22 protein-coding genes are annotated in these 20,685 nt (G+C 55.5%); 16 read left to right on the top strand and 6 right to left on the bottom strand.

The annotated features are described in order from the left end of the window. Positions 1-187 precede the first annotated feature (187 nt). Positions 188-1,087, bottom strand: a complete 900-nt coding sequence (locus tag ACXKZD_RS14365) for a LysR substrate-binding domain-containing protein (protein ID WP_122889118.1) — start codon at positions 1,085-1,087, stop codon at positions 188-190. Positions 1,088-1,228: 141 nt separating this feature from the next. Between ACXKZD_RS14365 and ACXKZD_RS14360 the strand changes: the two genes are divergently transcribed. From ACXKZD_RS14360 to ACXKZD_RS14345, 4 genes are all read left to right on the top strand, one after another. Next, positions 1,229-1,552, top strand: a complete 324-nt coding sequence (locus tag ACXKZD_RS14360; RefSeq protein WP_488981693.1) for a YciI family protein — start codon at positions 1,229-1,231, stop codon at positions 1,550-1,552. 218 nt (positions 1,553-1,770) lie between these two features. Continuing rightward, the gene (locus ACXKZD_RS14355) at positions 1,771-2,334 is read left to right on the top strand and encodes an NAD(P)H-dependent oxidoreductase (RefSeq protein WP_052272109.1); all 564 of its coding nucleotides are present in this window, start codon (positions 1,771-1,773) and stop codon (positions 2,332-2,334) included. Between the two features lie 80 nt (positions 2,335-2,414). Next, a complete protein-coding gene (locus tag ACXKZD_RS14350; protein WP_443485159.1) occupies positions 2,415-3,137 on the top strand; it encodes a putative quinol monooxygenase in 723 nt (240 codons plus the stop codon). 25 nt (positions 3,138-3,162) lie between these two features. Next, entirely contained in the window at positions 3,163-3,966 is an 804-nt protein-coding gene (locus ACXKZD_RS14345; protein ID WP_122459084.1) for a carboxymuconolactone decarboxylase family protein, read from the top strand. Positions 3,967-4,313: 347 nt separating this feature from the next. On the opposite strand, the gene ACXKZD_RS14340 is transcribed toward ACXKZD_RS14345, so the two are convergent. Continuing rightward, positions 4,314-4,550 carry a DUF2171 domain-containing protein gene (locus ACXKZD_RS14340; protein WP_003854080.1) on the bottom strand — a complete coding sequence of 79 codons (237 nt, stop codon included), beginning with the start codon at positions 4,548-4,550 and terminating at the stop codon, positions 4,314-4,316. 355 nt (positions 4,551-4,905) lie between these two features. Here ACXKZD_RS14340 and ACXKZD_RS14335 point away from each other — a divergent pair, with 355 nt between their 5' ends. The 6 genes from ACXKZD_RS14335 to ACXKZD_RS14310 all read left to right on the top strand — a co-directional run bounded on the left by ACXKZD_RS14335 (position 4,906) and on the right by ACXKZD_RS14310 (position 9,293). Beyond that, complete coding sequence (locus ACXKZD_RS14335) at positions 4,906-5,502, top strand: DUF1349 domain-containing protein (RefSeq protein WP_022626070.1); 597 nt, start codon at positions 4,906-4,908, stop codon at positions 5,500-5,502. Between the two features lie 104 nt (positions 5,503-5,606). After that, the gene (locus ACXKZD_RS14330) at positions 5,607-6,626 is read left to right on the top strand and encodes a DUF481 domain-containing protein (RefSeq protein ID WP_010259026.1); all 1,020 of its coding nucleotides are present in this window, start codon (positions 5,607-5,609) and stop codon (positions 6,624-6,626) included. A 103-nt stretch (positions 6,627-6,729) separates the two neighbouring features. Further along, positions 6,730-7,695 carry a magnesium and cobalt transport protein CorA gene (locus ACXKZD_RS14325; RefSeq protein WP_010259025.1) on the top strand — a complete coding sequence of 322 codons (966 nt, stop codon included), beginning with the start codon at positions 6,730-6,732 and terminating at the stop codon, positions 7,693-7,695. A gap of 131 nt (positions 7,696-7,826) precedes the next feature. Continuing rightward, a complete protein-coding gene (locus ACXKZD_RS14320; protein ID WP_228379703.1) occupies positions 7,827-8,336 on the top strand; it encodes a hypothetical protein in 510 nt (169 codons plus the stop codon). Between the two features lie 12 nt (positions 8,337-8,348). Then, complete coding sequence (locus ACXKZD_RS14315) at positions 8,349-8,804, top strand: DUF421 domain-containing protein (protein ID WP_010671255.1); 456 nt, start codon at positions 8,349-8,351, stop codon at positions 8,802-8,804. Positions 8,805-9,059: 255 nt separating this feature from the next. Beyond that, positions 9,060-9,293: a hypothetical protein gene (locus ACXKZD_RS14310; RefSeq protein ID WP_010259022.1), complete on the top strand. Its 234-nt coding sequence runs from the start codon at positions 9,060-9,062 to the stop codon at positions 9,291-9,293. Positions 9,294-9,330: 37 nt separating this feature from the next. On the opposite strand, the gene ACXKZD_RS14305 is transcribed toward ACXKZD_RS14310, so the two are convergent. Next, positions 9,331-10,227 (bottom strand): lipid kinase, encoded by an 897-nt coding sequence (locus ACXKZD_RS14305; protein WP_488981692.1) that lies wholly within the window; start codon positions 10,225-10,227, stop codon positions 9,331-9,333. 171 nt (positions 10,228-10,398) lie between these two features. Here ACXKZD_RS14305 and ACXKZD_RS14300 point away from each other — a divergent pair, with 171 nt between their 5' ends. The 3 genes from ACXKZD_RS14300 (at position 10,399) to ACXKZD_RS14290 (ending at position 11,565) form a co-directional block, all read left to right on the top strand. Beyond that, positions 10,399-10,671 carry a cupin domain-containing protein gene (locus ACXKZD_RS14300; RefSeq protein WP_010259018.1) on the top strand — a complete coding sequence of 91 codons (273 nt, stop codon included), beginning with the start codon at positions 10,399-10,401 and terminating at the stop codon, positions 10,669-10,671. Positions 10,672-10,683: 12 nt separating this feature from the next. After that, entirely contained in the window at positions 10,684-11,109 is a 426-nt protein-coding gene (locus ACXKZD_RS14295) for a DUF4186 domain-containing protein (protein ID WP_488981691.1), read from the top strand. A gap of 138 nt (positions 11,110-11,247) precedes the next feature. Beyond that, positions 11,248-11,565: a hypothetical protein gene (locus tag ACXKZD_RS14290; protein WP_010259015.1), complete on the top strand. Its 318-nt coding sequence runs from the start codon at positions 11,248-11,250 to the stop codon at positions 11,563-11,565. 501 nt (positions 11,566-12,066) lie between these two features. Here the strand turns inward: ACXKZD_RS14290 and ACXKZD_RS14285 are convergent. Next, entirely contained in the window at positions 12,067-13,290 is a 1,224-nt protein-coding gene (locus ACXKZD_RS14285) for an AI-2E family transporter (RefSeq protein WP_010671259.1), read from the bottom strand. Positions 13,291-13,641: 351 nt separating this feature from the next. Here ACXKZD_RS14285 and ACXKZD_RS14280 point away from each other — a divergent pair, with 351 nt between their 5' ends. Further along, positions 13,642-13,971 carry a hypothetical protein gene (locus ACXKZD_RS14280; protein ID WP_045140688.1) on the top strand — a complete coding sequence of 110 codons (330 nt, stop codon included), beginning with the start codon at positions 13,642-13,644 and terminating at the stop codon, positions 13,969-13,971. Between the two features lie 13 nt (positions 13,972-13,984). Here ACXKZD_RS14280 and ACXKZD_RS14275 read toward each other — a convergent pair whose 3' ends face one another. Beyond that, complete coding sequence (locus ACXKZD_RS14275) at positions 13,985-17,746, bottom strand: NAD(P)-binding protein (RefSeq protein ID WP_488981690.1); 3,762 nt, start codon at positions 17,744-17,746, stop codon at positions 13,985-13,987. A 600-nt stretch (positions 17,747-18,346) separates the two neighbouring features. Here ACXKZD_RS14275 and ACXKZD_RS14270 point away from each other — a divergent pair. Together ACXKZD_RS14270 and ACXKZD_RS14265 are read left to right on the top strand one after the other, a co-directional pair. After that, on the top strand, positions 18,347-19,039 hold the full coding sequence (locus ACXKZD_RS14270; protein WP_052271545.1) for a DUF421 domain-containing protein: 693 nt from the start codon (positions 18,347-18,349) through the stop codon (positions 19,037-19,039). A 139-nt stretch (positions 19,040-19,178) separates the two neighbouring features. After that, on the top strand, positions 19,179-19,385 hold the full coding sequence (locus ACXKZD_RS14265; protein ID WP_010259007.1) for a hypothetical protein: 207 nt from the start codon (positions 19,179-19,181) through the stop codon (positions 19,383-19,385). A gap of 65 nt (positions 19,386-19,450) precedes the next feature. On the opposite strand, the gene ACXKZD_RS14260 is transcribed toward ACXKZD_RS14265, so the two are convergent. Further along, on the bottom strand, positions 19,451-20,644 hold the full coding sequence (locus ACXKZD_RS14260; protein ID WP_033756861.1) for a zinc-dependent alcohol dehydrogenase: 1,194 nt from the start codon (positions 20,642-20,644) through the stop codon (positions 19,451-19,453). Positions 20,645-20,685: the final 41 nt, after the last annotated feature.

Here is a 20,685-nt window from a genome sequence, read left to right as displayed (position 1 = left end):
GAAAATCGATGTAAATCAGTGGCTTTAATCATCTGATAAACAGCAAGTTTTAGGATAACGATCTCAAAAAAATGCAATTAACTGAAAGCATTCATTGTTCGGAATATAAGGAAAGTCACAGATGATATCTCGTCATAAATATCTGCCATTAGCCGTATTCAGTAAGCACGCTATTAGTAAGCGGTGCTTAACCCGCAGTGTGCTTAAGCAGAAAGTCGATTAACGTTTTTACTCTTTTCGTTTTACCCGCGCTTTTAGGATAATAGAGATAAACCGGCGGATAAGTTTTCCAGTAACGCTCCATCACCGGAATAAATGCCTCTTTATCCGGCTGTAAATTATGAACCGGTTCAAACAGTCGCCCGATACCCAGCCCGTTGCGAATGCCATCAGCCATCACCTCAATATCATTACTCATCAACTGACCCGGCATCTCAACGGTCAGCTGTTCGCCATGATGATCCAGAATCAGCGGCAGAATACGATTATTGGTGATAAACCGGTAACCGATAAGCCGGTGCTGATGCAGGTCAGACGGAGACTCTGGAATACCGAACGCTGCCAGATAGGCAGAAGAGGCATACAAACCTTCGCGAAACGGCTTCATCAGCGGGCGCGCCACCACGCCACCTTCCAGAATGTCGCCAAACCGGATCCCCAGATCAAAACGTTCATCAATGATGTTCACGGTGCCATCGTATACCGAAATTTCCAGCTGAATACCGGGATATTGCTGGCAGAAATCGGCCATCGCAGGTTTCAGCACCAGCAGATAGGCAAAGCGCGAAAGGGTGATTCTGACCAGTCCCGACGGTTCCTGATTCTGGTCACGGATGCTTTCCAGCGATTTTTCCAGCGAGGCTACCGCTGCTGAAGTTTGTTCCAGCAGCTGCTGTCCGGCATCGGTCAGCTCAATCCGGCGCGTGGTTCGCACAAATAGCGGATGACCGATGTGCGCTTCAAGCAGCTTCAGCGCCTTACTGACAGAGGGGGGAGTAATCTCCAGTTTGCGCGCTGCCGATGAAATATTCCCTTCGCGGGCGATGCTCTGGAAGATGCGTATTTGGTTATAGATGGCGTTGTTCACGGGATAATCCTGACACAATCGGGCTGCTTATTATTAGCCACAGACTAAATATCTTTGAGTCAATAGTGGCCTAATCTTCACTAAATCGCGAGCATATACTCCTTATCAGTTCCCCCTGGCCGTGAATCTCAGGAGATTGATATGCGAATTTTGTGTCTGGATAAACCCGTACCCGATGCCACGCTGGAAAAGTATCACCCTCATCTGGCTGACGAAGCTTTCCATGCCTGGAGTCTGTATAAATCCGGTGCGCTACGCGATATTTACTACCGACAGGATCGACCCGGCGTTGCGATCTTCCTTGAATGCGACTCGGTGGAACAGGCCCAAAGCCTGCTGGCTGACTTTCCGCTGGCAAAAGCCGGTCTGCTGAGTTTTGACTGCATCCCGTTAGGTGCATTCACCAACTGGGAAAGCCTGTTCGCTGCAGAGTATAAGCCTCAGCAAGAGGGCGCCACCCAATGATCAGTCGCAAACCGCTACCGTGTGTTGTCACCAGTCATCAGACAGGTGTCAGGCAGGCGGCGCAGTAAAAACGCCGCGTGAAGCGCTGGCTGCAGGAAAGGCGGAAGCCGTAGCGAGTGGATTTGATTAAACGGTGCCGGACGGCAAAAAGTACCCAGCGCGTGATGGCATCGCCAACGCCTTGCCATCTGTTAAAAAAAGATGATTAAAAACTGAAAATGAAAAATATATTAATTATTTCCGGTCATCCTGACCTGAGCCATTCGGTAGGTAATGCTACCATTCTTAATGAAGTCGCTTCTGCGCTGCCTGATGCTGAAATCCGTCGTCTGGATGCACTTTATCCGGACAACAACATCAATGTCAGCGCCGAACAGGATGCACTGCTGAAGGCAGATATTATCGTCTGGCAATTTCCCTTCTCATGGTATTCGCTGCCAGGGCTCATGAAGTTATGGCTGGATGACGTATTTGTTCATGGGTTTGCGCACGGATCGACGGCCAGACTCGGCGGTAAAAAACTGATCCTCTCCTTCACCACTGGCGCACCGCAGGCGTTATACGCGGCAGATGGCGTCTTTGGTCATCAGCTGGAGGATTATCTGATTCAGTTTGAAACCACCGCCCGGCTCTGCAATCTGGAGATGCAGAAACCGGTTTATACCTGCGGGATAAGCTATGCCAGTCGTAATGAAACTATTATCACGCAGCAAATTGCTGCAGCAAAGCAACACGCGTCGCGACTCATTGCTCAGCTCAATACGGAACTCACAACGGCTTAATAGCCAGATGAAACAGAAATCGCGCCGGTTAATACACCGAATGAATCGCAAATCACCTCATCCGATAATTAAGGCAGACCGTGAACAATATTACCGCTCTGACTCTGACTCTGCTGATGGCCGGCCCGGCATCGGCAGCCGCTTTAACAGAACCCACAAATCGTGTCATTAATCTGCATGAAATGGAAATTAAGGCCGGGAAAAACGGACAGTACGATGAAGTTGCCACAGATAATATTACCCGTTCGCTGGCAGAGCAACCAGGTACGCTGGCGATGTATTCACTGAAACATAAAGAAAATGCTCATCAGGCTTATATGATTGAAATTTATGCGAGTGAAGAGGCATACCAGCAACATCTCAGTTCTGAGCCGTACCGGTCTTTTATTACACGCGCACCTGATCTTATCGGCCAGAAAAAGAGCACCGTGCTGGAGCCGCAGTTTCTGGGCGATAAACCCTTCGTACAGAATAAAGGAACCATCAATAACCTGGTGATTGTTGACGTGAAACCGGCCGATCAGCAGGCATTCCGCGATATTGTGCTGCCTGAAATGGCGGAATCACTGAAGGTGGAACCGGGCGTACTGGCGATGTATGCCGCGACCGATGCAAAAAACAGATATCGCTGGTTCTTCTATGAAATCTACGCGAGTGACGCCGCCTATCAGCAACACCGCGAAACGCCCCATTTTCGCGACTATATCCGGCTGACAGCTGAGATGACCGACCGCAAAGAGGCGATCCCCGTGGTGCCAGCTCTGCTGAAAAACCGTGGCGCTCTTAACTCTTTTGTTAACTGACCTTTACCAGGAAGCTGATCAGAGGATGAAAAAAGTGATTGCCGCCGCCGCGATCTCCATGATGTTGGCCGACCTGGCCGCTGCTGAACCCAAAAGAGGTGAAACTATGTTGAACGTTAATCCATCCAGCCTTTCGGTTGCCGACATTGAGTCCGTCTCTCCCGCACTGGCTCGTTTCGGACGTGAAGCGATAACCGACGATCTCTGGAAACGCGACGCACTTTCGATCCGAGACCGCAGTATCGTCACGCTTGCCATTCTCATCGCCCGCAACCAGCCTGCTGAGTTACAACATTACGCCGGTGTGGCGCTCGACAGTGGCGTGACGCCTGCTGAAGTCTCCGAAATAATCACTCACCTGGCGTTCTATTCCGGCTGGCCCAATGCGATGTCCGCAATTGCGGTGACCAAAAATGTGTTTCAGGCGCGAGGTATTGGTGCCGATCAACTGGCCGAAGCCTCTCCGGCACTGCTGCCACTGAATCAGGCAGCCGAACAGCAGCGTTCTGCAACGGTGGAGAAAAATGTGGGGCCGATCTCGCCCGGGCTGGTCAGATTCACCGCCGATCCGCTGTTTCTCAATCTGTGGCAGCGGCCAGCGCTACAACCTCGAGACAGAAGTCTGGTGACGGTCAGCGCGCTGATTGCTTCGGGACAAAGTGCGCAAATTAGCTACCATCTCAACCGGGCGATGGACAACGGATTGACGGCTGAAGAAGCGGGCGAGATTATCACTCAGGCCGCGTTCTATGCTGGCTGGCCAAATGCCTTTTCAGCGGTTCCGGTGGTGGGTGACGTGCTGCGGGATCGCGCAGCAAAACAGGAATAACCCGCAGCGGGTGAGGAGCTCAGGTTTTACTTCACCCGCCGTTTCTTATGCCCGCCGGATACCGACAGAGATCCGGCAAAGTGCTGCGCCATTCTGGTGGTTTTTTCCCTCCCGGCGCAATGCCATGATGACCGCTCCAAAACCTCCGCTCACGACCAACCCGCCACCGGGCATAAAAACAGAGAGCACCGCGTCATGGAAAGTAAAAATCTGACAGATATTGCTGAAGACGTTTCAGGCGGTGTGAAATATAAAGCAGTAATAAATTAAAGATGGGCAGGGAAGGACGCAGAAATTACATCGCGGAATAAATTAAATAAGCCGTGGCGGGCGCCACGGCTAATGTTTTATGCAGACTGCCACTCACTTTCAACATCCGCTTTGGCTTTAGAAAGGATGACTTTATTATCATCAACTTCTTTCACCCAGCTGAATGGAATAATGTGGTGTTTGCCGCCCGCTTCAGGATCGCTTTTCGCCAGCTTAATTTTGTCGTCGCCTTCGAAGTGGTCGACAATCCCGACATGTTCGCCATTCACATCTACAACCTGCGCGTGATCTAAAATTTCTGATTTATCTACCATGGTGGCTTAATCCTTATATTTAATGAGTTCAGTTGCCCTCAGACAAAACAAGCCTGGTTGTTAAATGCTGTTTTCGCCAGGGGATTAACAAAATGAAATAGTTCAGTGAACTGGACCTGGTCGCAGTTATTTATTTGCGGCAGGAGAATAAAGGGCATATAAGCGAAACCGCAAACAGAGCCGGAGTATCTGCAGCCACGGGTCTGCTGACCTCACTGCCTGCCACATCGGCATCATCAGATTTGCCGCAATCGTCTGCCGCCCGTTCACCAATCAACGCTATGATAATCAGGTCAATCGCCACGCCGCAGATCGGCCAGCACGCGGGCGGTTTAACTTACCCAAAGGAGTGCCTATGACAGCAGTCAGTTCCATTACCACTGAAGGTGGCGTCTGGATTAATCAGCCGCCGGTACACAGCCTGGATGGCGATACGCTGAGGTTCGAAACCGCGCTGAACAGCGATTTCTGGCAGCGTACCTGGTACGGTTTCGAACGGCACAGCGGCCACGCTTTCGGCTTCTGGGTGGAACACGACTTTACCGTTCAGGTGCAGGTAAGGGCGGATTTCAGTCAGCTCTACGATCAGGCCGGGCTGTTTATTCAGGATAACGAAACGCACTGGGTTAAGGCGGGCATTGAGTTTAACGATGACCAGCCCGCAATTGGCAGCGTGGTGACGCGAGAGTTTTCCGACTGGTCTACCGGTGTGTTTCCCGGCGATGCGCGCCAGTTCTGGCTGCGCGCCACGCTGGAAAATGCGGCCTTAAGAATTCAGTACTCTACCGACGGCGTGAGCTGGCCGCTGTTACGGCTCTGCCCGTGGCCCGGTCAGGCGCGGCGGTTTGTCGGAGTGATGGGCTGCTCGCCTGAACGTGAAGGGCTGGCGATGAGTTTTACGGACTTCGCTATTACTCCACCGCTCGGCAAAGCACTGCACGATCTCTCCTGAGCCAGGCGGCGCATTGCATGTCGTCGCAGAATCGGCTTAATTGTCAGGTCAGAATTTGCGGTGACGCGTCGCCCGTGCAAGACGACGCCTTTACAGGGAAAGCTATGCGTTGCGCCACCTCGTTTATCCCGCTGCTGGTCATCAGTTGCTGCGCCGGATGGGCACAGCAGGCCACTGCCGATACCGTCTGGCTGAATAATGGCGATCGGCTGACCGGTACGATTCGTTATCTCAGCGACGGCAAGCTGGGGATAGAGACACACTACGCCGGTACCGTCACGCTGGACTGGAGTGCGGTCAGTACGCTTGCCAGCGAGAATCCGGTGAATGTCGAAAACAAAAAGACCGGCGAACATTATCAGGTGCGGCTCTCCTCATCCGATCCCGGCTATGTCTGGGTGGAACGCAACGAGCAGGAGCAGCAGGTTTCGCTGCGACGCATTGATGAGTTTATGAAAGCCAAAGTCCGCAGCGATCAGCTTGCCTGGACCGGCAACATCGATGCGGGCGTGAAAGTCAAAAAAGCCTCGACCAAAACTGACGACTACAGCTTCGCGCTCAACACGAAACTGAACCAGGGAAAATGGCGTCACGATATCGGTGCGACCTACAATCGCGAGCAGGAAAACGAGAACATCAATACCGATAACTACAGCCTGCGCTACGCCTTCGACTATCTGGTCAGGGAGCAGTTCTTCTGGCAGACCCGCGCCACCTACAAGCGCGACTGGGTGGAGAATCTGTCACGTCAGGCGCTAATCGGCACCGGGCCTGGTTATCAGTTGTGGGATACCGAACTCAGCGCGTTCTCACTCTCGGTGCTGGGTGGTGCCTTTGAGTATGGCTACAGCGATGACCGGGAAGAGCGGCACTTTGGCGGTTCGCTGCGCTGGAACTATCAGCGCTATCTGCTGGGCAAGTCGGTCACGCTTTACAGCAATGGCGATGTTGGCCATTCGCTGGATGATGACGGCGTATTTATGCTGGATGCTGAAGTCGGGCTGCGCTACAGCCTGACTTCGTGGTCAACGCTGCACGTTGGCTATCACCGTAATCTGGTCAGCGGCATACCCGATACCCTGAACGAAGGCATTTTCTCCACCGGATTAGGGCTGAAGTGGTAAGCCGCTGATCGAACAGCGTCGCAGCAAATCCTTACGGTTTTTATCCGGTTACAGGCGCGGGATTGGCTAAGCTGCATGTATTGTCACAACGGGAAAGCAGAAGATGATCGTAAGCAGCAGGGTGTATCGTCCGGGATGCGCGGGCGAAGAGGTTGAAGTCGATGATATCAGTGAAGTGATCAAAGAGCCGGAGGCGTTTATCTGGCTCGGGTTGTGGCAGCCAGACGCTGAGTTTATGGCGAAGATTAAAGAGGAGTTCGGACTTCATGAACTGGCGGTTGAGGATGCACTCAATGCCCATCAGCGACCTAAAATCGAACATTATGGCGAATCGCTGTTTATCGTGGTGAAAACGGTGTGCGCTAAGGATGACAGCTGCGAACTGGGCGAAACGCATCTTTTTGTCGGAAAAAACTTCCTGATCAGCATCCGTCACGGCGCCTCTGAAAGCTACACCCCAGTGCGGCAGCGGGCGGCTGAAAACCCGGCGCTGCTGAAGTTTGGTCCCGCTTATCCGCTCTACTGCCTGCTCGATTTTATTGTTGATCGCTATGCCGAATTGTCCACTTCACTGAATGAACGGGTCGGGCAGATGGAGAACGATCTCTTCACCAGTGAATTTGATCGCAAGTCGGTGCAGTCGGTCTACACCGTGCGGCGTCATCTGCTGAAACTGCGCAATGCGGCGCTGCCCGTGGAGGAGATCTGTAATCAGCTGATCCACCTGCATGAAGATCTGATCCCGCGTCCGCTGCGCGCCTACATCCGCGACGTGCAGGATCACGCCCGGCATGTCGTCACCGACGCGGAAGATATGCGCGAAATGCTGACCAGCGCCATGCAGGTCAATCTGGCGCTGGTGACGGTGCAGCAGAATGAAGTGGTGAAAAAGCTGGCAGGCTGGGGTGCGATCCTGGTGATCCCGACCGTGGTCTTCAGTATGTATGGCATGAACTTCGAGCATATGCCGGAGCTGAAGTCGCTGTATGGCTATCCGCTGGCGGTTGGGCTGACCCTGCTGGCCTGCGGCGGGCTTTGGGCCAAACTGCGTCGCTCCGGCTGGCTGTAAACGGCAGGATGCGGTGCCAGATTGTCCCGGTGAAAAGGTCACGACCCGCCAGATAGTGAACCGATACTGTCTGGCTATGCTTAACGCAGCGTGCAGTTTTTGTTCCTGAGCCAACAGTGTGTGAGGTCACGGTGAAAAAAGAGGATAGCAGCGGTCAGGCAGTACCGATTCAGGAAAACCTCCGCTGGATACGTCGTGAATGGCTGATTCAGCGTATAGGTGAATACGTCCTGATTGCGCTGGTGATTCTGGGGGCATGCGGACTCTTTTCCAAAGGCGTGCTGAGTAACGGCAGCGCCCGCTCGCCGGATGGGACCATTCAGGTGGAGTATGAACGGTTTGGCCGGGTTGAGAGCAATATGGATATGCGCATTCGCTACAACGCACCGGTAACCGATCGCTTTACCGTTACGATTGGCGGTGGCGCCCTGGATAACCTGCAAATCCAGACGCTGCAGCCTCAACCGCTGGAGGCGGTGACGATTGGCAGCGATCTGCGGCTGACCTTTTCGGCCCGAAATACCGGACCGGATCACGCGATCTGGCTTGGCCTGCAGCCGCGCAATGCGGGCCGCATTCACGTCACTATTCATGGTGACGGCCATGCTCCGGCCCGTTTTACCCAATGGATTTATCCCTGACAGAGGCGCTTTATGGAAACGGTATTACGTGCCGCAGCGATCTACCTGGTGCTGATGGTCGTGTTCAAAATTGCCGGCAGACGCACTCTGTTGCAGATGACCTCTTTCGATCTGATTCTGCTATTGATCATCAGTGAAGCAACTCAGCAGGCGCTGCTGGGCGACGATTTTTCTGTTACCGGCGCTGCGCTGACTATTATCACGCTGGTAGCGATTGATATTGTGCTGGGCAAACTGAAAAGTCGCTTTCCGGTGGTAGAGCAGGTGATCGATGGCGGCCCGGTGATCCTGGTCGAGAATGGTAATCTGCTGACTGACCGCATGAAGATGACCGGCATCAGTCCTGATGATGTGCTGGAAGCGGCGCGCTCCGGGCAGGGTCTGGAGCGATTTGATCAGATTAAATATGCGGTGCTGGAGGTTAACGGGCATATCTCGATTATTCCCCGAGCCGATAAAGAGTCCTGAGGGGCGTTCGCCCTGGCCTGACAGGAGAGCGCCCGTGCCGGAGTCGCGCAGGTTACACACGCCTGAGATATCCTCATCCCCTTGCTGCAGCAGGCCCTGAATGCATTACAGATCCTCATTGCGTCACGCTGCGCTTGTTATGCCGCTTCCCTTGTAATCCTGTCGATTTCGTTCAGACTGAGTATTCCACTCATGCTTTATCATCAGAGCTGGCCTGACTATCAATCAGCGTTATGCTTTTACAGTCAGGATTAAATGAATGAATTTACGCGATTTACCTTCTACCCGGTTACCGGCTGGCATATTGGTCCCCTGAATACCCATCAGGCACTGGTAGTGAAATTCGGTTATATCGATCCCAATGCCCCGCGTGAAAAGGGCCCGCAGGAGACCCTGTTTCTGGGTCTGACCCTCGAAATGGCGAAAAAGCTGGTCGCCAATCTTTCCGAACACATCGACTACGCTGAAAAAAAGAGCACCCAGCACTAGTTTCTCACCGCGATCGGTTACCACGCCCACCGTCGGGCTATTTTGCTGCGCTGTCGCCCGGTGCATAAACCCGCAGTGCACTGGCTATCAGGCGAAAATGTGCGGGTGTCTGACCGATAATCTCACCATCTGCATTGATGTAATGGGGACGGCGCGTCTCAATCGTCAGCTCCGTGGCGCTGAATGCCCGCACGTTACGCCAGCGACCGTGAGTGCCGCGCCGCAGAAAGGGCAGCAGCGCAATGAGCTGCCAGCTATGCTGCAGCTCCAGACTGTAGACATCCAGTAACCCATCGTCCGGAGCGGCACGCTGTTCCACTGTCATGCCGCCCCCATAAAAGCGTCCATTGCCCACCGACACCTGAACCGTTTTGATCGGCGTCCGATGGCCCTGATGCACCAGCGTAGCGCTGAAGGGACGGCTCTGCCGCAGCACCCGCAAAGCCGCCAGGGCATAACCGCCCACTCCCCAGCGTTTTTTCGATTCCGCCGTGAGGTTGCGCGCCAGTTCCACCGAAAAGCCGATGCTGGAGACGTTCAGAAACAGGTGCTGATTCACTTCACCCAGGTCCACTGCGCGCAGCTGCCCGTCAGCGATAATCTTTATCGCGGACTCCAGGATGGCAGGAATGCCCAGCGTGCGGGCAAAATCGTTGGCGGTGCCCAGTGGTAAAATGCCCAGCGGCAGGCCGGTCTGCATCAGTCCCGGCGCGGCCGCATTAAGCGTGCCGTCGCCACCGCCGACGATCACCGCATCAGCGCGATGGGCATACGCCGCGATTAATTCGCTGTAGCTGCGGGTATCATCTCCGGCCGGTTGCAGCAGGGTGAACCCGGCCTGAGCCAGCAGCGACTGTGCGCGGCTGGCCTCGGCGCGTCCTTTGCGCGAGCGCTGATTAATCAGCAGCAGGGCAGTTTTCTCCTGTTGAGACATACTTTTGCGTTATCCCGATGTCAAAATGGCTGTAACGAGACGGCAAGTACAGCACTGGCCTGACCGGTGAACAACCCTGCTTGCGCTACTTTACGTAACCTGTTGAGTGCCATAAGCGGCGATAAAGATCGTCTACACTGCTAAGGGTCAGATCCACACTGAGGAGTTGCGATGACAGAACACGAATTCAGAAAATTGTTAGCCGAACAGGGTTTTGACGAGCCTCTGTTGATTGAGCGTGCAGCCGCCGCCCAGCTTGATAATCATGTACATCCCTTTGAAGCACTGGCACTGATTCTGAGTGGTGACATCACCATCAGTACCGAACAGGGCGATACCACCTATCATCCCGGTGAGACATTTCATCTGCAGCCCAACGAACTCCATCGTGAGGCGTTCGGGTCGCAGGGCGTACGCTATCTGGCGGGACGTAAATATGAGTGACTGGCAATCAGCATGAAGGTTTCTGACGACCTGTTTACCCGGCTGTCACGCTCGCCGTTCCGTCAGCGCTTTCGTCTGGGACGCGCGGAATATGATTATGCGAGCAGCAAAGGCGAGCCGGTATTGCGCCAGCACGCCGCTGAGTTTGTGGCACAGCGGCTGGCGCCTGCGCAGCCTGAAAATGATGGCAAGCAGACGCCGATGCGCGGCCACCCGGTGTTTATCGCTCAGCACGCCACCGCAACCTGCTGTCGTGGCTGTCTGAGTAAGTGGCATAACATCGGACAGCACCAGCCGCTGAGCGCGGAGCAGCAGACCTATATAGTGACGGTGTTGCTGCAGTGGATCACTAATCAGATGCAGCAGCCTGCACCGCCTGCTCGCGTCAGCCGAAGCCAGCCGAAACCGGATGAAAATCCGCAACTCGCACTTTGGTAATGGACGAAAAAGCTACAACCGGCGGCTTTTTCTGGTGAAAACTGGCCCTTTTTCATTCCTGGTTTATTCTTAAATCTTTCCTGGGAACACTATGCCAGGATTAAAACCTACACGGCAACGATTCATACAGAGGGAATTATGAAGAAATCAATTATTGCACTGTCTGCTATTTTGCTGGCCTCGCCGGTATTTGCTGCTACCACCACAGACAACACCGTTGCGGAAGCGCATAAAGGCGCCGATACCGCGAAGGAAAAACTGCATCAGACCCAGAACGAAGGCAAAGAGCTGAAGCTGAAGTCTGAGCATGCCGCTGAAGGCAAAAGCGATACCACCGGGAGTAAAATCACCGAAGGTACGCAGAAAGGCTGGCACAAAACCAAAGAAGGCACTGAGAAAGGCTGGGATAAAACCAAGCAGGGTGCTGAAGATCTGAAAAACAAAGCGACTAACTAATTCGCGGCTGTTCTCAGGTTAAAAAAAGAACCCACCGACAGGTGGGTTTTTTTTATGGTTGGGAAATTCTGGCTTTGGATTGCTGCTGGATCGAGCCTGCTCAGGGTACTGGGTCAGATCGGAAAGACGCAAAGGCCGTCACGGTCAAACGTGGCAGCTTTTTTTCTGGGCGAGCGAGCCACAGTGCGGGCCTGAGCACCTCTGCTGCTGCCGGGCCGTCCTCGCGCCGCTCACGCGGTACCTTCGGCTTTGACGGCGTGCCGACGAACCGTTCGGGGATCGGCCCTCCCTGGCCGGCCCCGAACTGTCCACGCTTCCCGGCGTGGACTTCTGGCCCGCCGTCACGCCTCAGCGCTGCGGATAGCCCTTTCAGCAGCAGAGGCGCTCATGCCTTCACTCTCGTGCCCTTTTTAACAATACGCACCAGACTGCGTTATCCCCTGTCGCTTAACTGACTGGCATTACCCACCGAAAGGTGGGTTTTTTTATGCCTGACGCGGATTAGGCTTTCTTTTCCGCTGTTTCTTTCTCCGAGGCGGCTAACGCCGCGACTTTCCTTTCCGTCTCTGCCGCCGCATCGGCGGAGGCCGCCGCCGCTTCAGCCGCAGCCTCTGCCGCGGTATCAGACTGTTTCTTGCCTTCTTCGATAAACTCTTCGTCGATGGCTTCGATGTTTTCGCGGTTATCGCGTCCTGAGAGCAGGTTCCAGCAGGCGATAAACAGAGCGGCAATCACCGGACCGATAACAAAACCGTTGATGCCGTAAATCTCCATGCCGCCCAGCGTGGCGATCAGAATCAGGTAGTCAGGCATTTTGGTGTCTTTGCCGACCAGCAGCGGACGCAGGATGTTATCCACCAGTCCGACGATCACTACGAAGAAGCCCACCAGGAACAGCCCTTTCCACAGTGCACCGGTGGCGAAGAAGAAGATCGCCGCAGGCACCCAGATAATGGCGGAACCGACTGCCGGAATAAGGGAGAGGAAGGCCATCAGTGCGCCCCACAGCAGGCTGCCGTCGATGCCGGTAAACCAGAATGCCAGCCCACCGAGAATACCCTGAACAATACCGACCACCACCGTGCCTTTCACCGTCGCGCGCGCCACGGCCGCAAACTTCACCATCAGGTGATGCTTCACGTAGGTTGAGAGCGGCAGCGCTTCCAGGATCAGATGTACCAGATAGGAGCCATCTTTCAGCAGGAAGAACAGCAGATAAAGCATCACGCCAAAGCCGACGGTGAAGCTGAACGTCCCTTTACCGATGATAAAGGCGCTGCCTGCCACATACTGACCGCCCTTAAGGGCAAACGAGGAGAGCTTCTGCTGAATCTGTTCGGCGTTATCCAGGTTATTTTCAGCCAGATAATGTTTTGCCCAGCGCGGCAGATGCTGCAACAGATCGGCGAAGACCGCCGGGAACTGCGCCGAATTGGTCTGCAGTTTGTGATAGACCGCATTGGTTTCGACCACCAGCGATGAGGCGATAATGGCCAGCGGCGTGAACACAATCAGACAGATACAGAGCAGGGTAATCAACGCGGCCAGGCCATTGCGTTCGCCCATTCGGACCCGCAGATACGTTTTCAGCGGATGGAAAATCACCGCCAGAATCGCCGCCCATAAAATCGGCGAGAAATAGGGCGAAAGCACCTCGAAAAAACCGAGGGTGGCAATAGCCAGAATCAAAATGAAAAACCCGATGTTCAATCCTTTAAAACGCATGGAAAAACCTCATCTCGAACAACTCTGATAAACCCGACGCGCGAATTTTCTGTGTCTGGCTTTGCTTATGCGGCTGCCTCGTCACTGATTATCGGTCAGGCTTTGCTTTTTAAACGCTGCTGATGACAGCATCATGCTGGCTAACTCTTTGAAAGGTCTGGCAGAAGTGATGAACGGGCAATGTGCGTTCGCTGCGTGACTTCCTATAGGTAACACGCTGCAACTGACAGCAGCGCGCTGAATCCTACATTAGCGTAGCGGTTTCGACCATTATTGGTAGGTCAGAGACTCATGATCCCGGGGGATGCTGCCGATAACAGTATTAACTGGATAAAAAACAGGCAATGAAAAATGAGTAAACAGAGCGTCTTAATCGTGCTGCTGACGCTGGTATTAACCGGCTGCGCCACCAAGCAGTATCCGCAGGCATCCGCGGTCACCCCGGAAGAGACGGCGATGCTGAATTGCAGCGCGCTGGATCAGGAGCTGGTGAAAGCGCACAGCGTGCAGAGTGATATTGAGCAGACCGGCCAGTTCGATGCACTGACCGTGCTGGGCTTTGTCGGGGATTTCGGGCTGGGCAATGGCATTGCGAAATACAATGCCAGCCAGAAGGCGGAGCGGCGACTGACGCAGTTGCAGTCGCTGAAAGCCGCGAAGTGCAGCCAGCGGCTTTCGTAGCGACTGCGCCGGGTCAGCCGAGCGTCCGTTCGCTGACATGCTGCAGCCGGACATTTTCGGCGGCGCGTTTACCGGCAAGGAAGGCGTGATCCGAGTTGTAATATTCCCACTCGCTGTAGCGGCCTGACAGATGAATGTCCTGGGTCAGCAGCCACTGGCGGATCAGCGCCACGTTAGCGCTGCGCGCATGGTCATAGACCACGTAGGCGTAGGGCATATCGACTTCTGAGGCACAGAGCAGCGGATCGTCCGCGGTGATCATGCCAACTCTGATGCAATCCTGACGGCAGCGCTCAATCAGCGCATCCCCCGCCAGCGGCAGCGGATTGGCCGCGTTATAGGTAATTTCGCAGGTTAAGCCGAAACCGCCCGGCGGGTTGCAGTGCGGACTCGCATTGCCCTGCACAAAGATGCGGTGAAACAGCGTATCACCAGGATAGTAAATCCAGTGCTTTTCGGTCAGGTCAGCGCGGCCAATCCCCAGATTAACGCAGCGCACCGAGACAAACTGCAACTGCTGCGCCGCCCGTTGCACACTATCCGGCACTTCATCGCCCATCAGTTTAATCAGCTCCGGCAGCGGCATGGTGCTGATCAATTGTTCATAACGGTAGTGGCGGCCATCCGCCAGCAGCGCGACGTGCGCCTGCGGGTAGAGGCGGGTCAGGGTGGCATCCGTTTCCAGCGTACATTTCAGGTGCGGCAAAAAGCCGGACATCAGCGCCTGGAAACCACCGCGCAGCGGATAGCCGAAACGGGCGTTGGGGCCAACCGGCTTCGCCAGCGGTTGCAGCGCGCCATCAATGATCTGCGCCAGATCGGGCAGCGGTACGCGTCCGCCCAGCCATGAAGTTTCCATGTCGGTCAGCGGCACCTTCCACAGTTTCTGGTTGTAGGGCAGGGCAAAGTGACGCGCGATGCCTTTGCCCCAGGTGCGCATAATGAAGTGCTGGAAATCCTCTTCGCCTTCCACCACGCCTGTGCTGCTGCCCTCATCGGGGATCGCGCCATCTGCGCAGCAGTCCCGCCGTGCCCGCGCCCGATCCAGTGGCACCGCGGCGGCGGCCGTTTCGCCATAACGCGCCTCGATAGCGCCCAGCACGCACTCTTTTACCACCTCGACCGGCAAGCCGTGTAGCGCGGACTGGAAGGGATAGCGGGTATAAACGCCGTCGCTGTAGACCCAGGCTTCACGCGCCTGCCAGTGCAGGTTGTCGCCCAGCAACATCTCATACAGCTGCAAGACGTACGGGTCCTGCGAGAACATAATGTGACCGGCATAGTCGAAGGTAAAACCCTGATCGTCAATCGAGCGGCACCAGCCGCCAGGCGTGGCATTTTTCTCCAGTAACACTGCGCCTTCGCCATAGTGATAACCGGCGCTCAGCCCGGTTGGCCCGGCTCCGATAATCAGGCAGGGCACAGCTTCACTCTCCAGCATCAATGGGGTTAACGGCGTGATATTCGCCTGCGCGCTGCCCTGGCTGGCCGACCTTAGTGCGGGCTGACGCTGCGTCAGCGCCTGCTGGATCAGTCCATGAATCTGTTCAGCGGTGCGATCCCATGAGGTGGCATCGACCTTTGCCTGCATCCGTCCCGCCAGCGCCAGCCGTTCTGCGGCACCAATCGCCATCGCCTGTTCACAGGCGGCAATAAATTCAGCGGGGCTCTCTGCCACCGCCACTTCCTCTGCGTAATGCCGCGCTACGTCAATAATCGCGGTACTGACAATCGGCAGCTGCGCCGCCATATACTCCAGCACCTTGGTCGGTGAGATGAAGCGGGTCGAGGCATTGATGGCAAACGGCATCAGACAGACATCCCAGCCCGCCAGAAACTGCGGCAGCGCCTGATAGGGCTGCTGGCCGAGCCAGTGAATATTGTCGCGCTGCGGCAGGCTGGCGGGATCAATTTTTACCACCGGCCCGACCATAATAATCTGCCACTCGGGGTGGCTGTCCGCCAGCGCCGCAATCAGCGGCAGGTCTATGCGCTCATCCAGCACGCCGTAATAGCCAAGACGCTGTGCCGGAATCGCATCCTGCATCGGATGACGATTGCTGCGATCGCGCGCCTGCTCAAAATGAATAGCATCAACGCTGCTGGGAAAGCAGTAAACCTGAGGATGTTTGTCACGCTTCGCTTCATAGAGGCTGGTGCCGCCGGTAAAGACCAGATCGGCGCGGGTCATCAGCGCGGATTCGCGCTGCTGCAGCTGGCGCGGTGCATTCTGAAAAGCGGAAAGCTCATCCATGCAGTCGTAAATCACCAGTGACGGATTAAAAGGGGTCAGCAACGGCAGCGCCATCGGCGTATAGAACCAGATCAGCGGCTGTTCATCTTCCTCCAGCAGCGGCGTCAGCAACAGCAGCAGCGGGGCGATCTGGCTGTCGTGGAAACCAGGCGAGTCGCTGTCGGTATGCGGCTGGATCACCGTGATGTTAGCGGCAGGCGAGCTCTGATGCAGGCCCTGTGGCCCCGCCTGCCAGATCGGCTCTTCGACAAACAGCACGCGATAGTGCTGTGCCAGTCGTGTCAGTAGCTGCTGCGGACGCTGAAAAACAAATCCCCAGCGTAAATGGCTGAAAACGATGAGAACAGGTGGTTTCATAGTGTGCTCCTGACAGGGGTGTTTTGAGGAGTGGATGTGCTGCAAAAAGCGCTGCGCCTGACGTAATGCGTCGGCATAAGGCTGCTGTAGCTGGCGGGCATAGGGATCGGCCCCCAGCAGATCGAGATCCCACAAACCGCTGCGGGTCCAGAAAGTCGTCTCCTCCCATAAGGGACGATCGAGGATCGGATAGAGGCAGATGCCGTGCAGCTCAACGCCTGCCAGTTGCGCCTGCGCAACCTGCGCGGCGATCTCAAGGATCCAGCTTCCGCGTCCGCTGCCGACGTGGCTGGTTTCCGCCAGCAGCAGTGGCCGCTGATAACGCTGCCAGACCTGCTGCAGCATCCGATGCAGCGGCAGGCGTCGGCTGTCGCCCAGATGCCAGTAAAGCCGCCGGTTTGATCCCTGCTCCCACTGATTGTCGTGGTAGTAATTCACGCCAATCAGATCGAGATAGCGTGGGGCGCCGCCCAGTTCCGGGTTGCGCCTGCCGCTCAGCATGTCCCATGCCTGATACTGGGTGTCACACATCTCACGTGCCAGCACGTCGCTGGCCGGATCGGCGGGATCGGGCACGATATGGATCAGTGGATCACAGTGCAGCAGACGGGCTCGCGGATCGGCCAGCCAGATGGCATCACAGGCTGCCAGCGTAGCGCGCACCAGCTGCTGCTTGGCGGCATCCGCCCGATCCGCTTCAGGGATCGCCTCACAGGTGAACAGCCCTACCGAGATACCCCAGCTGACAAAGGAGATCTCATTCATCGGAGAGTAGACTGGCGCCTGCTGATACCAGGGGGCCAGGAAGCGGGCCAGTGCGCCACAGAAGGCGGCGAAACGGCTGACAAAGTCGTGGTCAAACAGGCTGACGCCAGCGGGCCAGCCGTAGTGGCAGATTGTCCAGCTCAGCTGAATGCCCTGCTGCTCTGCGGCCTGCATCCGGGCCGCGACCGTCGAGAAGTCATAGCGGCCATCGTGCTCACATAACCGCCAGCCGACGCTTTCGCGCACTGTGCGAATGGAAAAGGGGGCCAGCGCGGCATAATCTTCTGCTGCACGCGCCTGATGCTGGTTAAGATCGTTCATCGACAGCGCAAGGCCGGCAGGATTGATATGATCGGCACCTTCGTAGCCGGCCTGCCAGAAACTGGAAAAGGGCGTCATGGCATCTCCCGAAAAAAAGCAACACGCTTCCCGCTGACGAGCCGTCGTGAAACGGGTCAGGGCGTCAGGGTATGCATTGCAGACTGATCGATCTGACCACTCTGAACGGACGGGCGATCCATGCCATAAGCCACAGACACTGAGTTGCAGGCATCAGGGCCTGTCGCGGTGTGGACGAGTGAGATAGCAGGTATAGGCCAGTGACGCTATCGGCAGAAAAAGGCTGGCTTCTCTGGATGTTGAAAGGATTTGCGGAAGCCTTACTGGAAAGTATAGGCAGTAAGGTTTGGTTCGCAATTTATTGAAGTAAAAGAAAAAAGCGCAGCGGTAAAAATTATCCAGCAAGAAACAGGAAGTTTTAGCATGCGGTTTTGCGAACGGCCCGATAAGCGTAGCGTGAATAGTGTCAGTGCCATTTTCAGCTTTGTTAACCTTTTCCTCAACATGCAGAGAGGTCAGACTCGCCCACTTTCGCGTTACAGCTTCGCTTGCCTTTTGGCGGGCTGGCGACAAGATTTACTTATCACTGGCCTGAATCTGCGGGTCATCAACGGGTGATGCGACGATGCGCGCCCCCTAAAACAGGATGTTTTACAGGCTATGTTCTCATTCGACTGGCACCGTTTCTTACTTAACGATCAACCGGCCACCTTTTTGTTTGAGGTGGTGGTACGGGTCATGATCGCTTATCTGGTGGTGTTCACCTTTCTGAAAGTCTCAGGACGACGCGGCGTGCGCCAGCTGTCGTTGTTCGAGTTGGTGGTGATCCTGACGCTGGGTTCCGCGTCCGGTGATGTGACATTTTACGATGATGTGCCGGTGCTGCCGGTCATTATGGTGTTTGTAGTCCTGCTGGCGCTCTACCGCTTCACGACCTGGCTGACGGCGCACAGCCCGCGCTTTTCACGGCTTATTCAGGGAGACGTGATTACCCTGATTAAAGAGGGATTGTATGTGCTGGAGAGTCTGGATCGTCTGAATATTTCTGAAGATGAGTTTTATATGGAGTTACGGCAGAGTGGTGTGGAGCATCTGGGGCAGATCCGGCTGGCGCTGGTGGAGGTCGATGGTCAGCTCAGCCTCTATTTCTACGATGACGATGAGATGCGCGCCGGGTTAAGCGTACTGCCCCCTGAGCACCGGCAGGATTACAGCACTGTACCGGTCAGCGCGCTCTATGCCTGCACCCATTGCGGCCAGACGCAGATCGTTGAGGCTGAGCAGCAGGCTGTCTGCCCGCGCTGTCAGCGACAGCGCTGGTCCGCGGCACTGACCGTGCGTCGGTTGCATTAACGAGATCAGCAAATCGGGCTAAACAGCAGTTAAACCGGTTGTGCCTTGTCTCCGCTTACCACATAACTTTGCCTGTTACTGACAGAAAATGAAAACCCTTCGGGCAGCATAGCGGCACCGTTACCAAAGAGGTGTGCGTATGAAAGTGAGGCTGGCCAGTGCATTACTGTTTTTGCTGTTATCGTTTGGCGCGTTTTCACAACAGGTGATCAGCGAAAGTCATCCCCATTCACGCAGTGCGCGATGGCTGGAGCAGGGCAGTCAGGTTGATACGGCGGATTCGCCGGATGAACATCTGCTGGAGAGGCGGGAGTGGCGAAGCAGCCTGCAACGCAAGCCGTTCTGAGATGAGCTCCCCGGCGGAGAATAGCCGGGGAGCCAGGGGTTAAGCGTTTCAGACCCGTTGTGAAATTATATTGTGGCCTGTGTCGCTGCCATGCCAGGCACCAGAATCACCTTGCGGCACTCCTCTTCGCGTTTGGCGAAAATATCGTAGCCACGCGCAGCATCTTCCAGCGGCAGATGGTGGGTCACAATCTCTTCCGGCGTCAGATGGCCCTGTTCGATCAGCTTCAGCAGGTCGGGCAGATAAGCGTGTACGTGGGTCTGTCCCATCTTAAAGGTCAGCCCTTTGTCAAAGGCGTCACCAAACAGGAAGCCGTGAATGAATCCGGCGTAGACGCCCGGCACGCTGACGATACCGCCACGCCGCACTGCGGCAATACACTGACGCAAAGCTTTACCGCTGCTGCCTTCCAGTTTGAGATTGGTGAGCACGGTTTCGGTCATGCTGCCTTTTGCCTCGAATCCTACTGCATCAATCACTGCATCCACACCGCGATTGCCGGTGCTGTGTTCGATAATCCAGCCGGCCGGGTCATCGATCTCATCAAAGTTAATCGGGATAACACCGTAGCGCTCGCGGGCAAAGTTTAAGCGGTAGTTGTTGTGGTCGATCATGTAGATCTGTTCGGCACCCTGCTGTCGGGCGCAGGCGGCACTGAGCAGGCCAACCGGTCCGGCACCGAAAATCGCCAGGCTGGAGCCGGGTTTCACCTCGGCGTTTTTCACCGCCTGCCACGCGGTGGGCAGAATGTCTGACAGGAACAGCACTTTCTCATCCGACAGTACCGACGGCACTTTAAACGGGCCGGTATTGGCTTTCGGCACCCGGACATATTCCGCCTGTCCACCGGGCACACCGCCATAGAGTTTGCTGAAACCAAACAGGGCCGCGGGCGGCGTGATGTTTTTCCGGTTCAGGATGGCACCCCGTCCGCTGTTGGTATTTTCACAGGCAGCATACTGGCTCATCAGGCAGAAAAAACAGTCGCCACAGGCGATAACAAACGGGATCACCACCCGATCGCCTTTGGCCACGGCGGTCACTCCGCTGCCTGCTTCAACCACTTCGCCCATAAACTCATGACCAAAGATATCTCCGTGCCCGGTACCGGGGATTTTGCCGCGGTAAAGGTGCAGGTCTGAACCGCAAATAGCGGTGGCGGTCACACGCAGAATAATGTCATCTGCGGCTTCCAGACCGGGATCGGGAACGTTATCGACGCTGACTTTATGGGGGCCGTGATAAGTTAATGCTTTCATCTCTTCATCTCCTGATGATTAGGGACGGCGGCCAGACCAGA

The organism is Pantoea sp. ABR1s (assembly GCF_057812235.1).
Note: the sequence above shows the minus strand (reverse complement) of the source record. Positions and strands in the feature narration are given on the sequence as shown.

Bases quoted from the DNA above. Each gene is read 5' to 3' on its own strand.
- ACXKZD_RS14360 (WP_488981693.1), top strand. From the start codon at position 1,229: ATGCGAATTTTGTGTCTGGATAAACCCGTACCCGATGCCACGCTGGAA.
- ACXKZD_RS14355 (WP_052272109.1), top strand. From the start codon at position 1,771: ATGAAAAATATATTAATTATTTCCGGTCATCCTGACCTGAGCCATTCG.
- ACXKZD_RS14345 (WP_122459084.1), top strand. From the start codon at position 3,163: ATGAAAAAAGTGATTGCCGCCGCCGCGATCTCCATGATGTTGGCCGAC.
- ACXKZD_RS14340 (WP_003854080.1), bottom strand. From the start codon at position 4,550: ATGGTAGATAAATCAGAAATTTTAGATCACGCGCAGGTTGTAGATGTG.
- ACXKZD_RS14335 (WP_022626070.1), top strand. From the start codon at position 4,906: ATGACAGCAGTCAGTTCCATTACCACTGAAGGTGGCGTCTGGATTAAT.
- ACXKZD_RS14330 (WP_010259026.1), top strand. From the start codon at position 5,607: ATGCGTTGCGCCACCTCGTTTATCCCGCTGCTGGTCATCAGTTGCTGC.
- ACXKZD_RS14325 (WP_010259025.1), top strand. From the start codon at position 6,730: ATGATCGTAAGCAGCAGGGTGTATCGTCCGGGATGCGCGGGCGAAGAG.
- ACXKZD_RS14315 (WP_010671255.1), top strand. From the start codon at position 8,349: ATGGAAACGGTATTACGTGCCGCAGCGATCTACCTGGTGCTGATGGTC.
- ACXKZD_RS14310 (WP_010259022.1), top strand. From the start codon at position 9,060: ATGAATGAATTTACGCGATTTACCTTCTACCCGGTTACCGGCTGGCAT.
- ACXKZD_RS14305 (WP_488981692.1), bottom strand. From the start codon at position 10,227: ATGTCTCAACAGGAGAAAACTGCCCTGCTGCTGATTAATCAGCGCTCG.
- ACXKZD_RS14300 (WP_010259018.1), top strand. From the start codon at position 10,399: ATGACAGAACACGAATTCAGAAAATTGTTAGCCGAACAGGGTTTTGAC.
- ACXKZD_RS14295 (WP_488981691.1), top strand. From the start codon at position 10,684: ATGAAGGTTTCTGACGACCTGTTTACCCGGCTGTCACGCTCGCCGTTC.
- ACXKZD_RS14290 (WP_010259015.1), top strand. From the start codon at position 11,248: ATGAAGAAATCAATTATTGCACTGTCTGCTATTTTGCTGGCCTCGCCG.
- ACXKZD_RS14285 (WP_010671259.1), bottom strand. From the start codon at position 13,290: ATGCGTTTTAAAGGATTGAACATCGGGTTTTTCATTTTGATTCTGGCT.
- ACXKZD_RS14280 (WP_045140688.1), top strand. From the start codon at position 13,642: ATGAGTAAACAGAGCGTCTTAATCGTGCTGCTGACGCTGGTATTAACC.
- ACXKZD_RS14275 (WP_488981690.1), bottom strand. From the start codon at position 17,746: ATGACGCCCTTTTCCAGTTTCTGGCAGGCCGGCTACGAAGGTGCCGAT.
- ACXKZD_RS14270 (WP_052271545.1), top strand. From the start codon at position 18,347: ATGTTCTCATTCGACTGGCACCGTTTCTTACTTAACGATCAACCGGCC.
- ACXKZD_RS14265 (WP_010259007.1), top strand. From the start codon at position 19,179: ATGAAAGTGAGGCTGGCCAGTGCATTACTGTTTTTGCTGTTATCGTTT.
- ACXKZD_RS14260 (WP_033756861.1), bottom strand. From the start codon at position 20,644: ATGAAAGCATTAACTTATCACGGCCCCCATAAAGTCAGCGTCGATAAC.